11 protein-coding genes are annotated in these 13,571 nt (G+C 71.0%); 2 read left to right on the forward strand and 9 right to left on the reverse strand.

The features are described 5' to 3' along the window. Window positions 1-3: 3 nt before the first annotated feature. Window positions 4-2,031, reverse strand: a complete 2,028-nt coding sequence (locus tag ACWGIG_RS28620) for a S9 family peptidase (RefSeq protein ID WP_453324574.1) — start codon at window positions 2,029-2,031, stop codon at window positions 4-6. Window positions 2,032-2,173: 142 nt separating this feature from the next. On the opposite strand from ACWGIG_RS28620, the gene ACWGIG_RS28625 reads away from it, so the two are divergent. Continuing rightward, window positions 2,174-2,452, forward strand: coding sequence for a carotenoid oxygenase family protein (locus tag ACWGIG_RS28625; protein WP_453324575.1), 279 nt, complete (start codon window positions 2,174-2,176; stop codon window positions 2,450-2,452). Between the two features lie 273 nt (window positions 2,453-2,725). Here the strand turns inward: ACWGIG_RS28625 and ACWGIG_RS28630 are convergent, their stop codons facing one another. The 5 genes from ACWGIG_RS28630 to ACWGIG_RS28650 form a co-directional block, all read right to left on the reverse strand. Then, the gene (locus ACWGIG_RS28630) at window positions 2,726-2,920 is read right to left on the reverse strand and encodes a hypothetical protein (RefSeq protein WP_453324576.1); all 195 of its coding nucleotides are present in this window, start codon (window positions 2,918-2,920) and stop codon (window positions 2,726-2,728) included. Between the two features lie 453 nt (window positions 2,921-3,373). Beyond that, a complete protein-coding gene (locus tag ACWGIG_RS28635) occupies window positions 3,374-4,861 on the reverse strand; it encodes an SDR family NAD(P)-dependent oxidoreductase (protein ID WP_453324577.1) in 1,488 nt (495 codons plus the stop codon). A 233-nt stretch (window positions 4,862-5,094) separates the two neighbouring features. Next, the gene (glgC, locus tag ACWGIG_RS28640) at window positions 5,095-6,312 is read right to left on the reverse strand and encodes a glucose-1-phosphate adenylyltransferase (protein WP_453324578.1); all 1,218 of its coding nucleotides are present in this window, start codon (window positions 6,310-6,312) and stop codon (window positions 5,095-5,097) included. A 29-nt stretch (window positions 6,313-6,341) separates the two neighbouring features. Further along, window positions 6,342-7,529, reverse strand: coding sequence for a glycogen synthase (glgA, locus tag ACWGIG_RS28645; RefSeq protein ID WP_453324579.1), 1,188 nt, complete (start codon window positions 7,527-7,529; stop codon window positions 6,342-6,344). Between the two features lie 10 nt (window positions 7,530-7,539). Continuing rightward, window positions 7,540-8,259, reverse strand: a complete 720-nt coding sequence (locus ACWGIG_RS28650) for an IucA/IucC family C-terminal-domain containing protein (RefSeq protein WP_453324580.1) — start codon at window positions 8,257-8,259, stop codon at window positions 7,540-7,542. A gap of 209 nt (window positions 8,260-8,468) precedes the next feature. On the opposite strand from ACWGIG_RS28650, the gene ACWGIG_RS28655 reads away from it, so the two are divergent. Further along, window positions 8,469-9,524, forward strand: coding sequence for a DMT family transporter (locus tag ACWGIG_RS28655; RefSeq protein ID WP_453324581.1), 1,056 nt, complete (start codon window positions 8,469-8,471; stop codon window positions 9,522-9,524). Here the strand turns inward: ACWGIG_RS28655 and ACWGIG_RS28660 are convergent. From ACWGIG_RS28660 to panD, 3 genes are all read right to left on the reverse strand, one after another. Next, on the reverse strand, window positions 9,494-10,813 hold the full coding sequence (locus ACWGIG_RS28660) for a transglycosylase family protein (protein WP_453324582.1): 1,320 nt from the start codon (window positions 10,811-10,813) through the stop codon (window positions 9,494-9,496). The genes ACWGIG_RS28655 and ACWGIG_RS28660 overlap by 31 nt on opposite strands. 85 nt (window positions 10,814-10,898) lie before the next feature. Next, complete coding sequence (locus tag ACWGIG_RS28665; RefSeq protein ID WP_453324583.1) at window positions 10,899-12,170, reverse strand: MFS transporter; 1,272 nt, start codon at window positions 12,168-12,170, stop codon at window positions 10,899-10,901. A gap of 672 nt (window positions 12,171-12,842) precedes the next feature. After that, window positions 12,843-13,268 carry an aspartate 1-decarboxylase gene (panD, locus tag ACWGIG_RS28670; protein WP_453324584.1) on the reverse strand — a complete coding sequence of 142 codons (426 nt, stop codon included), beginning with the start codon at window positions 13,266-13,268 and terminating at the stop codon, window positions 12,843-12,845. Window positions 13,269-13,571 lie beyond the last annotated feature (303 nt).

Below are 13,571 nucleotides of genomic sequence, written 5' to 3' on the forward strand. Positions count from 1 at the left end.
GCGTTACACCAGTCCCGGCCGCACCCAGCCCTTCCCCAGCACGTGCGCGTCGAAGAAGTTCAGCAGCGTCTCGTACCAGAGCTCCGAGTGGTTCGGCTTGAGCACCCAGTGGTTCTCGTCCGGGAAGTACAGGAACTTCGCGGGCACCTCGAACCGCTGGAGGTCCTGGAAGAGCGCCATCCCCTGTCCCACCGGCACCCGGTAGTCCTTCGCCCCGTGCACCACGAGCATCGGCGTCCGGATCCGCTCGACGCCCAGCTCCGGCGAGTTCGCCTCGTACCGTGCGGGCTGCGTCAGCGGGTCGCCGAAGATCCGCTGGAAGAACCACGGGGCGTCCGTGTCGCCCTGGAAGGCGCGCAGGTCCCACAGCCCCGCATGCGAGACGATGCTCTTGAAGCGGTCCGTGCTGGTCGCGACCCGGTTGGCCATGTACCCGCCGTACGATCCCCCGGCGAGCCCCGTACGGGTCTCGTCGATGTCCGGGCGCGCCTCGGTGGCATCGGTGAGCGCCATCAGGTCGCGGTAGGACTGTCCGCCCCACTGGCCCCAGCCCCGCTCGTGCATGCGCTGCCCGTAGCCCGTGGACAGGGCGGGGTCCGGCAAAAGCACGGCGTAGCCGCGGGCGACGAAGGGCCACGGGTTCCACCGCCAGGTCCAGGCGTTCCAGGAGCCCTGCGGGCCGCCGTGCACGAACACCAGCAGCGGCGCCGGGGCGTCGGCCGACGCCCCTTCCGACACGGCGAGCCAGGCCCGCAGCGGGAATCCGTCGTCGCCCTCGACCTGCACCTCGGTCAGCGTGCCGGGCAGACTCCCGATGTTCCCCGGTGCCTTGAGCGCGACCGGGCTCTGCCCCGCGCCCGCCGCGTCCAGGCGGACCGGAACCGGCGCCGCGTCGATGTCGGTGCGCAGCGCGTACACCGTCGCCGCGTCCGGGGCGACCTGCAAGGAGGAGTACGCGCCAGAGGCGGTGAGCCGGGTGACGGTGCCGTCGGGATCGCGCCGGAAGACCGGGGCGTGGCCGCGCTCGTCGGCGGTGAACCACACCGTTTCGTCACCCTCGACCGGCGAAACGGCGTGCCCCGCGGGCCAGTTGTCGAAGCCGGGCAGGAGGTCGGTCTCCTCCCCCGTGGCCAGGTCGACGCGGACGAGCGTCTCGTCGTACGGCCTCTCGTACGTCTCCTTCAGGAGCCGCCCGCAGAGCAGGAAGCGCCCGTCCGCGCTGAACACGGGGCCGAAGTAGTCGTGCTCCGGGTCGTCCAGGACCCGCAGTTCCTCCCCGGTGGCGGCGTCGGCGATCACCACGGCGTCGCGGTTCAGGTCGGGCACGGTTCCGTTGACGAAGCGGGAGTACGCGACCCGGCTGCCGTCGGGCGACAGGGCCGACGCGCCGTCGTCCCGGCTGCCCTGGCCGCCCGCGTCGACCGTCGCGGCGCCTTCGCTGAGGGAACGCACGAAGGTGTGCTGCTCTGCGGGGCCGAGGTCGTGGTCCCAGAACCGGGTGGGGCCCGCCTCGTAGAGGATCGCGGTGACCTTGGCCTCCTCGCGGTCCTTGCTGAGCTTGGCGTGTGCCTCGGCGTCGGCCGCGCCGGGCAGCAGGCCGCCGGAGTAGCTGAGCACGTCGGCGCGTGCGGCGAGGGCGTAGCCGGAGATGCCGCCGGGGTGGCGGGCGATCTGCCGGGCCTCGCCGCGCTCGGGCAGCGCCCACAGGGTGGCGCCGTCCTTGCCTTCGCCCTTCTCGGCACCCGGGTCGGTGTTGTCGCGGCCGGACACGAAGAGGAGGGTGCCGTCGGCGGCGAACGCGGGTGCGGACTCGCCCTTGGCGGACCGGGTCAGCCGCTGCGGTTCGCGCGCGCCTGCCGGATCGATCTCCCAGAGCCCTGAGACGTACGCGGTGCCTTCGCCGTTGAGGGTCTGCACGGCGGCGACCAGGCGGCTGCCGTCGGGCGAGAGGGCGAGGCCGTTCACGCGCGGGGTGGCCAGGAAGGTGGACAGGTCGTGGAATGCGGTGGGGCCGCTGGGTGTCGCTGACATGCGGATCATCCTGCCCACGGCCCTGCTCCCGGCACCAGGGAATTCGCTCTCGGCTCAGCCCGCCCGGGCCGCCCGGGCCCGATCCGGGTGTCCTTATGCTGCTCGACACGTTCCGCCAAGTCACTTCCACAGCAGGAGAGTTGTGGATGACGGCGGCGGCGTGTTCGGCAGCGAGGCGACGCTGGCGACTCGGGCGGGCGGGGCCTCGGAGGACGACGGCTGCCTCGTCACCCTGACGTCCGACATGAATGCCGACCGCTCCGAGTGCCTGGTCTTCGACGCGGCGCGCCTGTCCGACGGTCCCCTCGCCCGCGTCCGGCTCCGCGTCCGGCTCCCCGAGCGGATCTCCAGCGGTACGCACGCGGCCTGGGCCCCCGGCCCGGCGCTCCGGGGGTGGTACGAAGGACCGCCCACCGTCTGAGGCGCCGGGCGGCCGACCGCCGCGCGACCGGGGCTGTACGGTTTGGCCGGTTCTGGTTGCGTCAGGGGCCGGGAGCACCCGTGGGCGGACGCCCGGAGCGGGTGGCGGGCCCATGCCGGGAAGCGGGTGGCGGGCCATGCCCGGAGCGGGCCGCGGGTCTGTGGAGAGCAGGCCGGCGGGCCGTATCCCCTGAGCTGTCAGGGGGTACGGCCCGTCGAGTACGGCCCCTCACACGAGGCCCGCGGGTGCGGCCCGTCGGCCGTCCGGGCCGGCTCAGTCGACGCCGGGCAGGATGTGCGGCTCCGCCAGGTCGTCCTCGTACCCGGCGAGCCGGATCGGCGCCGACCTGGCCCACACTTCCAGGCTGCCGAGCTCCTTGGGCTTCCCTGCCGGGCCGTCGGCCCCGGCCCTGTAGGTCGTCGTCCGCGCTGCGGTCCGGCGTTCGTGCTGGGTCATCTCTGGTGTCACCGCGCACTCCTTTGTGTCGCGTAACCCGTCGGACGTGTCCGCGGCGTCCTCTGCCGGACCGCCGGGCGCCCGAAGGGGCAAGAAGGAAAGGGCTCTTCGGTCGCGGTGGCGCCGGTGTTACTCGTTCGGGAGCGGCCCTGGTGGTGGGCCTTCCCGGTACGGGCCGAGGGTGTCGCTCTGTCCGTGACGAACAGAGTACCCATCTGAGCGCGCTTGCGCTCGATGGATTCCGTCGACTTTCGGCCCGCTGCGGCTCCACGTTCCTTCACTGCGCACTCCTCCGACAGTGATCGGACGCCTTCTGGGCTGGTTCGCGACCAATCCTCCATTTACCGTGCCTGATCCGCCCCAATCCCACGGGTTACGTCGGATGTATTGGCGGGTGCTCGGTACGGGTTCCTTACTTTCCCCTACGATCCTGGAGCCCTTCTTGAGCGGAAGGGCCGCCCGGGTCTACCAGTTGGCGGGCGCGTAGTCCTTCAGGAACACGCCGTAGAGGTCCTCGCCGGCCTCGCCCCGTACGACAGGGTCGTACACGCGCGCCGCGCCGTCGACCAGGTCGAGCGGGGCGTGGAAGCCCTCCTCGGCGAGGCGCAGCTTGTCGAAGTGCGGGCGTTCGTCCGTGATCCAGCCGGTGTCGACGGAGGTCATGAGGATGCCGTCCGTCTGGAACATCTCCTGGGCGCTGGTCCGCGTCACCATGTTCATGGCGGCCTTGGCCGCGTTGGTGTTGGGGTGCCCGGCACCCTTGTAGCCGCGGCCGAACACGCCCTCCATCGCGGAGACGTTGACGATGTGGGCGCGCCCGCTCGCCGCCTTCCGCGCGGCGTCGGCCATCGCCGCACGCAGCTGGCTGATCAGGATGAAAGGCGAGGTGTAGTTGCACAGCTGGGTTTCGAGCAGCTCCACCGGCGAAATCTGCTCGATGGTCTGCACCCAGGTGTTGGTGTCGACGACGTCGGGCACCAGACCGCCCGCGTCGATGGCACTGCCGTCGCGGTGCCGCTCGACGCTTGCGTTGCCCGCGACCAGCGCCAGGTCGGCGACCTGCTGGGCGTCCAGGCCGCTGACACCCAGGGGCAGTGCGGCGAGGCCGTCGACGGCGCCGGAGTTGAACGCGCCGATCACCTGGTGGGCGGGCAGCTCGCCGGGGGGCAGCGGGGCGCTCTCGCCGTCGACCAGCGCGGCGTACGCGGAGGGCAGCCGGCGCACGGTCTGCGTGGCGTTGTTGATCAGGATGTCGAGCGGTCCCGCCTCGGCGACCCGCCCGGCCAGCTCGACCGCCTGCGCGGGGTCGCGCAGGTCGATGCCGACGACCTCAAGACGGTGCATCCAGTCCGCCGAGTCCTCCATCGCCTTGAACCGGCGGATGGCGTCCTTGGGGAAGCGGGTGGTGATGGTGGTGTGCGCGCCGTCGCGCAGCAACCGCAGCGCGATGTACATGCCGATCTTGGCGCGGCCACCGGTGAGGAGGGCACGCTTGCCGGTGAGATCGGCGTGAACGTCGCGCTTGGCCCGGTTCACAGCGGCGCAGGGCTGGCAGAGCTGGTGGTAGAAGTAGTCGACCTCGACGTACCTGGCCTTGCAGATGTAGCAGGATCGGGGCCGCTGGAGTATCCCGGCGATCCGGCCCTCCTCGGTGACCGAGGACGGCAGGAGACCCTCGGTCTCGTCGTCGATGCGCTCGGCGGAGCCGGTGGCGGTGGCCTCGGTGACCGCCTTGTCGTTGGCGGTCTTGGCCGCGCGGCGGTCCTGGCGTCGGCGCTGCTTCACGGTGCGGTAGATCCCGGCGGTGGCGCGGCGGATCGTGATCGCGTCCGGGTGGTCGACGTCGAGTGCGTCGAGCTCCGCGAGCACGTCGAGGCACAGGGCCATGCGCTCCGGGTCGATTCCCGGGCCGTACTCCACGGGCTCCACAGGGCTGTCCTCTGTCACCGTCATCGCCGCTGCCGTCTCTCGTTCACGTGTCCATTGTCGAGGCTCGCCGGGATTTCCCGAAGTCCTCAAAAGCGGAATCGTACGTAGGCAGGGGCGACTGCGACAAACCACGAGGTGACCGCACACGGAGTGTGACGGATACGGCGGTGGCAGTAGCGGTGACGGTGGCCAGGACGGACGGGTGGCTGGGACAGCCTGACAGCTGGGACAACCGGTTGGCTGGGACAACCGGGCGGCTAGGGCACCCGCTGGCCCTTCCCCAGCGCGATCACCCCGTTCTTCGACACCGTGTACAGCTCCGCGTCGCGCTCCGGATTGACGCCGATGGTGGCCCCCGGCGGCACGTCGACGTTCTTGTCGAGGATCGCGCCGCGCACGACCGCACCGCGCCCCACCCGTACGTTGTCGTGCAGTACGGAGCCCTGGACGACCGCCCCCGGCTCGACGACCACCCCGGGCGAGAGCACCGACCCGGTGACCTGGCCGCTGATCACGCAGCCGGGCCCGACGACGGACTCGCTGGCGATGCCCGCCGAGCAGAACCGGGCGGGCGGCAGCTGTCCGAAGTGGGTGTAGATCGGCCAGCGCCGGTTGAAGAGGTTGAACTCCGGCTGCTCGGCGACCAGGTCCATGTGGGCCTCGTAGTACGAGTCGAGGGTGCCGACGTCACGCCAGTAGCCGTGGTCCCGCGCGGTCTCGCCGGGGACGTGGTTGTCGTCGAAGTCGTACACCATGGCGGTGCCCCGCTCGGTGAGCTGCGGGAGGATGCTGCCGCCCATGTCGTGCACCGATTCCTCGTCGTCGGCGTCCCTGATCAGGGCGTCGATCAGCACCTTCGTGGTGAAGATGTAGTTGCCCATGGAGGCGAAGACGCGGCGCGGATCGCCAGGCAGCCCGGGCGGATCGGTGGGCTTCTCCAGGAACCGTTCGACCCGTGTCCCGTCCGCGGCGGGCGTGATGATCCCGAACGACGACGCCTCCCTGCGCGGCACCCGTATTCCGGCGACGGTGACCCCTGCCCCGCTCTCGATGTGCTGCTGGAGCATCTGCCGGGGGTCCATCCGGTAGACGTGGTCGGCGCCGAACACCGCGATGAAGTCGGGCTGTTCGTCGTGCACCAGGTTGAGCGACTGGAGGATCGCGTCGGCGCTGCCCAAGTACCAGCGCGGGCCGAGCCGTTGCTGCGCGGGGACGGGTGTGACGTAGTTGCCGAGCATGCTCGACATCCGCCAGGTGGTGCTGATGTGCCGGTCCAGGGAGTGCGACTTGTACTGGGTGAGGACGCAGTTGCGCAGGATGTCGCCGTTGACGAGGTTCGACAGGACGAAGTCGACGAGGCGGTACGTGCCGCCGAAGACGACCGCCGGTTTCGCCCGGTCGGCGGTGAGCGGCATCAGCCGCTTGCCCTCCCCTCCTGCCAGTACGATCCCGAGCACCGAAGGTCCACCGCGCATCGCCGCCCCCAAGGGTCAACCAGCAAGGGTCACTTGACCAACTCCGCGTACACCTGGGCGGTCCGCCGCGCCACGGCGTCCCACCCGAACTCCTGTACTGCGCGTACCCGCCCTGCCGCGCCCATGCGCGCCGCGGCCTCCGGCTCGTCGAGCACCCGGTTCAGCGCTTCGGTGAGGGCGTCCTCGAACTCTTCCGGATGCCTGGCCGCCCGCTTCTTCTCGTACGGCACGAGGAGCCCGGTGCTCCCGTCGTCGACGACCTCGGGGATGCCGCCGACCGAGGAGGCGACGACGGCGGTGCCGCAGGCCATGGCTTCCAGGTTGACGATGCCCAGCGGCTCGTACACCGAGGGGCAGGCGAACACCGTTGCATGGCTGAGCAGTTGTATGACGTCAGGGCGTGGCAGCATCTCCGGAATCCAGAACACGCCGTCCCTGACCCGCTCCAGCTTCTCGACCAGTTCGCTGAATTCACGCCCGATCTCCGGTGTGTCGGGGGCTCCGGCGCACAGGACGAGCTGGGCCGCCGGGTCGAGCGCGCGGGCGGCGCGCAGCAGGTGCGGGACGCCCTTCTGGCGGGTGATCCGGCCGACGAACAGGACGTAGGGCCGCTCGGGGTCGATGCCGATCCGCCGCAGCACGTCGGTGGCTCCGGTCGGCCGGTAGAGAGTGGTGTCGATGCCGTTGTGCACGACGCGCACCTTCGCCGGATCGAGCGCCGGATAGCAGTCGAGGATGTCGGCGCGCATTCCCTTGGAGACGGCGATGACGGCGTCGGCGGCTTCGACGGCGGTCCGCTCGGCCCAGCTGGAGAGGGCGTACCCGCCGCCGAGCTGCTCGGCCTTCCAGGGGCGTAACGGTTCGAGTGAGTGACAGGTCATCACATGCGGTACGCCGTACAGGAGTTTGGCGAAGTGCCCGGCCAGGTTGGCGTACCAGGTGTGCGAGTGGACGAGGTCGCGGCCTTCGAGGGCGGCTGCCATGGAGAGGTCGACGGAAAAGGTGCGCAGCGCGTCGTTGGCGTGCGCGAGAGCGGGTGCGGACCGATGGCGCGTCACATCGCCCCCGGCAGCCTCCCCGACTCCCCCGCCCTCACCCCAGCAGTGCACCTGGACATCCACCAGGGCCCGTAACTCCCGGGCCAGGAACTCCACATGGACACCGGCGCCTCCGTAGACGTCCGGCGGATACTCGCGCGTGAGCAGCCCCACCTTCACCCCATGATGGTCACTCAGATCCGGCCCGCACGGAAGACCGCTGCGGGGCACTGTCGAAAACGCAATCGCCGCACAGCCCTCCGGCCGGGCAGCGGTAGTACAGACAGCAGCTGTTGCGCCGGAACGCCCCGGCCCTGAGCGCGCCCGTGGAGTTCAGGTCGGGATGGGCGAACAGCTCGTGCGCGATCGTCGCGGCCCGCTTCCCCACCTCGGGGCGTTCCATTTCCCTTGCCCACAGCCTGAGTTGGGAGACCGAGGCGGCGAGAGCGGACCCCGCGTTGCCCCACAGCAGCCGCGGCGAGATGTTCCCGTCCCGCCGGAAGGCCTCCGCGAGGGGCAGGAGATGACCGTGCACGAGCGTCGTACGGAGCGTCTCGGCGGTCGCCGGCAGTTCCCGTACCGGTGACGCCAGCAGCAGGTCGTCGGGCGTGCTGCCGTCCGGGTCCCAGTGCAGCCCTTCGGCGGCGAGGTCGGGCACCGCGTCGTACAGGGCGGCGGAACCGAGCGCCACCGACCAGAGCCGCGCCACGATCCCCAGGTGCGCTATCGACGCGGCGACCCGCCGCTCCGGAGCCCGCAGCCGGGCGGCGACCTTGTCGATGCGGAACGCCAGCGGATCCGCGTCGCCCGCGTACACCCGGGAGAGCGGCACGTGCCCGCCGCTGCCCGGCAGCTCCTCCGCCGCCCTCGTCCGCAGCGCGAAGAAGCCGTTCACAGAAGACAGCGCCACAAAATCCACCCAGTCCGCCTTTCACCCACAAGAACCAATTCTTCAACACATGCGGTCGAGGTCCGCCATACCCCACCACCGTATCCGTGCGGAGGTGGCCGCCGAAAGCGACTACTGCGGCGAGCTGCTCGCGTACTACGTCGGCAGTACGGCGCAATGCGTGCTTCAGGACGACGACGTGAAGGCTCCGAGGGGCCATCGTGGAGTACATGAGTGCACTCGCGCTGTCCGTGCTTCTCGCCCTGGTCTCCGCCGTCGCGTATGCGGTCGGGGCGGTCCTCCAGGAGCGCGTCGCGGCCACCGACCTGAACCACCCCTACGCGCCCGTGCGGCGCCCCGCCTGGTGGGTCGCGATGTCGCTGAACGGACTCGGGGCGCTGCTGCACGTCGGAGCGCTCGTCTACGGACCGCTGAGCGTGGTTCAGCCGCTGGGGGCGCTGACGATCGTGTTCGCGCTGCCGATCGCCGCGGTGTTCGTACACCGGCGGGCGGGTGCCCTCGCGTGGCGCGGCGCTCTCATGGCGACCGTCGGCCTGGCGGGACTGCTGTCGCTGACCGGTTCGGCGGACGCCGAGTCGCTGGCCGACGGCGAGGAGCTGGCGGTGGCGGGCACGTCGCTCGCCACCGTCGTGGTGCTGTTCGTGGTGGCGCGGTGGGTGCACAGGGCGGCCGTGCGTGCCATGGTGCTGGCCGGGGCGTCCGGGGTGGCCTTCGGGATCGCCTCGGTCTTCATCAAGTCCCTTGCGGTGGGCTGGAGTGCGCACGGTCTTTCCGGTCAGTGGGAGGCGGTGCCGGCGGTGCTGGTGTTCGCGACGGCGGGCGTGCTGCTGTCGCAGGCCTCGTACCGGGGCGCGGGACTGACCGCACCGCTGGCCACGGTGACCGTCGTGAACCCGGCGGTCGCCTCCGCCGTCGGTCTCACCCTCTTCGGAGAGTCGTTCCGGTACGGCACGACGGGCGCCGCCCTCGCTCTCGGCGCGGGCCTCCTCGCGGCGGCGGGCCTGATCCTGCTGACGACGCACCACGCGCAGACGGAGCAGGCCCGGCAGGCACGGGCCGAGCAGGCGGAGCAGGCAGCGGCCCCACGGGCGCCGCGGGCCTTACAGACACGGGAGGAGCCCCCTGAGGCCTCGGAGGGGCTCCTCGCCGATGTGCCCGTACAGCACCATCCCGTGGAACGGCAGCCGGTGAAGCAGCCCGTGCAACAGCCCGTGCAACAGAGGCAGGAAGAAGGTCAGACGGTGACCCCGCCCGCCCTCAGGTAGGCGACCGGGTCGACGTCCGAGCCGAAGCCCGGCCCCGTCCGCACCTCGAAGTGGAGGTGCGGCCCGGTGCTGTTGCCGGTTGATCCGGACCGCCCGATGCGCTGCCCCGAGTCGACCTTCTGCCCCTCGCGGACGGTGAGCGCGGACAGGTGCGCGTACTGGCTGTACTTGCCGTCCGCGTGCCGGATCACCACCTGGTAGCCGTACGAACCGGCGTACCCGGCGGAGACGACGCTGCCGGGGGCGACGGCCTTCACGGACGTACCCGTGGGCACGGGGAAGTCGACGCCGGTGTGGTAACCCTTCGACCACGACGAACCGGCCGCGCGGTAGGGGGTGCTGGAGTCGGCGTCCACCGGCGCGCTCAGCCCGGTACTACGGGTCGTGCGGGAGGAGACCGACTCGGTGCGGGTCTTCTTCTCGCCGGCCTTCGACCCGTCCTGCTTCTTGTTCTCGCTCTCGCCCTTGTTGCTGTTCTTTTTCTCTTCCTTGTTCCTGGCTTCTTCCTTGTTCTTGTTGTCGTTCTTGTGGGTGTCCGTGCCGGTCCGGTCCTGCTGGTCCGGCTTGCTCGGCGCGGCGATGCGTACCAGGAGGCGCTGGCCGGGCCTGATGACGTCCGGGTCGCCGCCGATGACCTGGCGGTTGCTCTCGTACAGCCGCTGCCAGCCGCCGCTGACCCGCTCGGCCTCGGCTATGCCGGAGAGCGTGTCACCGCTGGTGACGGTGTACGTGGCCTTCTTGTCGGCCGGTCCCGGGGCGGGGCGGGGCGGCGCGGGGTCCGTCCTCGGCGGGGGCGTCTGCCGGGCGGGCGGCGCGGGATCCTTCTTCCGGGGCGGTGCGGGATCCTTCTTCTCCGGCGGCGCGGGGGTCTTGCGGTCCTGGGTCGTGATGGTGATGTCGGGGGCGTCGCCACCCCGCACCAGCCCCGCCTTCACCGAGCAGACGGGCCAGGCGGTCGGCCCCTGCCCCTTCAACACCCTTTCGGCGACGGCGATTTGCTCGTCCTTGGTCGCCAGGTCGGCGCGCGCCGCGTAAACCTGACCTCCGTACGCCTGCCAGGTGGCCTGCCGGAACTGCAGGCCGCCGTAGTAGCCGTTCCCCGTGTTGATCTTCCAGTTGTTGGTCGACTCGCAGGCGGCGACCTTCTCCCAGATGTCCACGGGAGCCGCACCGGCCGGGCCGGTGGCGACGAGCGGGAGGGCGATGCCGACGCCGCCGGCCGCCGCCGTCAACGAGGCGTTGTTGATGCGGCTGGGCTGGTACCGCCGGTGACGACCGGTTGAGGCCATGTCTCGCTTCCTCCACTCGCACTTCTCGACACGTCGCAGTCGGCAAAAGTACGGGCATGGTGCGGACCATGACAAGAGCACGAACTCACTTCACCGGCACGGGAGTTGAAACGGAATCGAAATTCCGGAGCCATACGCGCCGCCCCACACCTGCGCTGACGAGCGCGACAGCGACCAGCGCCGCGCTCACCCACAGCGGCGAACGGAACCCGAGCCCCGCCCCGATCACGACGCCCCCGGCCCAGGGCCCGACGGCCGCCCCCACGTTGAACGCCGCGGTGGCGAAGCCTCCGGCCAGCGTGGGGGCTTCCCCGGCCGCGTACAGGACCTGCGAAATCAGGGTGGATCCGACCGCGAACGACAGCGCACCCTGTACGAAGACGAGCACGAGGGCCGCCACCGGATGCGCCGCCGTGCACGCGAACAGCACCCACCCGGCGAGCAGGGCCGTGCCACCGCCCACCAGCAGGGGCACGGGCCGTACGTCGGCGATTCGACCGCCCACGGCGACCCCGACGAAGGAGCCCAGTCCGAAGAGCGCGAGCACGGCGGGCACCCACACGTCGCCGAAGCCCGTGATCCGGGTGAAGAGGGGGGCGAGGTAGGTGAAGGTGCAGAAGGTCGCCCCGTTCACGAGCGCCCCCAGCAGGAGCGTCATCAGCAGCCGCGCACTGCGCAGTGCGCGCAGCTCGCTCCGTACCCCGGGACGACCGGTCGCGGCGCCGCCGCCCGGCGCACCCGAAGGTCCCTCGGCGCCCGAAGCCCCTGTGTCCCCTGCATCCCCCGCATCCCCCGCGTCTCCTGCGTCTCCTGCGTCTCCCGGTACGGAGCGCAGGATTCCGGCGACGGCGGGCACCGCCAGGAGCGCCACCGCCCAGAACGCGGCCCGCCAGCCCCAGAGCTGACCGAGCCAGGCGCCGGCCGGAACGCCCACGATGCAGGCGAGCGTGACCCCGCCGAGGAGCACCGACGTAGCTCGCCCCTTGGCACGGGGCTCGACCATGCCGGTGGCCGTGACCAGGGCGACCGCCAGGAACCCGGCGTTGGCGAGCGCCCCGACGATCCGCGTCGCGAGCAGCACGCCGAAGCTGCCGGTGAGCGCGCCGACGACATGGGCTCCCAGAAAGACGAGCAGGAACGCGAGCAGCGCCCCACGCCGCGACCAGCGCAGGCTCAGGGCCGCCGTCAGCGGCGCGCCCACGACCATTCCGACGGCGAAGGCCGAGGTCAGCGCCCCGGCAACCGGCAGGGAAACGCCCAGGTCCCGGGCGATGTCAGGCCCGAGCCCGGACAGCATGAATTCAGAGGTGCCCTGCGCGAAGACGGCAAGCGCGAGCAGGTAGAGAGCGAACGGCACAGCAAAGCTCCACAACGACGTCGTGATGAGACACAGCCTTGACGACGCCGGTGGTCCGGTGGCGGGCAACAGTCGCAAACGGTCGCGGAGAACCCACGCGACCACGCGGAGAAGCCACCGGACGACCGGTGGCTAGAGTCTTGACGCCTCGGGACTGGACACGGGAACACCGTAGTGAGACGGCCCTGCCGGGTCCACCGGATTTATCGCATCCATCGAGCCTGCTCGGACTGCCTGGACTGCCTGGACTGCCTGGACTGCCTGCACTGCCTGCACTGCCTGGCAGCGAGGAGGGGCCCTGCGCGGTGGATGCACCCGCACAGGGCCCCTCTTTCGTCTTCGTCCCGCTCCGCGCTCAGCTCATCGGTCCCGGCGCAGGCTCGGGTGCCGGGTCGGGCCCGGGCCCCGGGGGTACGGGGTCGGGCAGTGGCGCCGGCGGGATCGGGTCCGGCGCGGGCCCCGGCGGTACGGGTGCGGGCCCCGGCAGGGGCCCGGGCAGCGGCCCGGGATCCGGCCCGGTCGGCCCGGGCGGCGGCGTCGGCGCGGGCGGTACGGGATCGGGGTTCGGCTGGGTCATGCCTGATCGACCTCCAGAGTTTCGGAGTCTGGTCGAAGTGCGGATCAACCCCACTCTCTCCCGGTGCGGCTGCCCACGCCCGCCGAGTCCACACGTCAGCCGGCTGCGACCGCCTGCGGATTGCGCACCTGGCCGGCCGCTCCGGGCACGGGCTCGGCGAGGTCGGCCCCGGTGCCGACGATCCGGTTGGCCGCGTCGACGTGCACGATGCTCGGCACGAAGGAGCGTGCCTCGCTGTTGTCGATCTGGGCGTAACTGATGAGGATCACGAGGTCACCGGGGTGTACGAGGTGGGCTGCGGCCCCGTTGATGCCGATGACGCCGGAGCCGCGCTCACCTTCGATGACGTACGTCTCCAGCCGGGCGCCGTTCGTGATGTCGACGATGTGCACGAGCTCTCCGGGCAGCAGGTCCGCCGCCTCCATCAGCTCGGCGTCGACCGTGACGGACCCGACGTAATGCAGGTCGGCCTGGGTCACGGTGGCCCGGTGGATCTTGGACTTGAACATGGTACGAAGCATCGGAAACTCCCGGAGTGTCTGCTCCCTGCCCGCTTCACGCAGGTCAAGGGCGGTCGGCCGCAGCCTACAACGGGACGTGCCGACGGGGAGCGGCCGGTACGCCGGGCCGTCAGGCGCGGTCCTACCGCGACTCGGAGACCAACAGCCAGTCGAAGTCGCCGGTGGCCAGGTTGTCGACGGAACAACAGGGACACATATACGCCCACTGAACGCAGAAAAGCCCCGCACCAGTTCCCTGGTGCGGGGCTTTCCCGTTATCAATGATTGTTCGGCGGCGTCCTACTCTCCCACAGGGTCCCCCCT

The sequence above is a fragment of the Streptomyces sp. NPDC054863 genome, from assembly GCF_053610825.1.

Coding starts and splice junctions, on each gene's coding strand:
- glgC (WP_453324578.1), bottom strand. CDS start 6,312: ATGCGCGGTGGACCTTCGGTGCTCGGGATCGTACTGGCAGGAGGGGAG.
- ACWGIG_RS28655 (WP_453324581.1), top strand. CDS start 8,469: ATGAGTGCACTCGCGCTGTCCGTGCTTCTCGCCCTGGTCTCCGCCGTC.
- ACWGIG_RS28635 (WP_453324577.1), bottom strand. CDS start 4,861: ATGACGGTGACAGAGGACAGCCCTGTGGAGCCCGTGGAGTACGGCCCG.
- panD (WP_453324584.1), bottom strand. CDS start 13,268: ATGCTTCGTACCATGTTCAAGTCCAAGATCCACCGGGCCACCGTGACC.
- ACWGIG_RS28620 (WP_453324574.1), bottom strand. CDS start 2,031: ATGTCAGCGACACCCAGCGGCCCCACCGCATTCCACGACCTGTCCACC.
- ACWGIG_RS28660 (WP_453324582.1), bottom strand. CDS start 10,813: ATGGCCTCAACCGGTCGTCACCGGCGGTACCAGCCCAGCCGCATCAAC.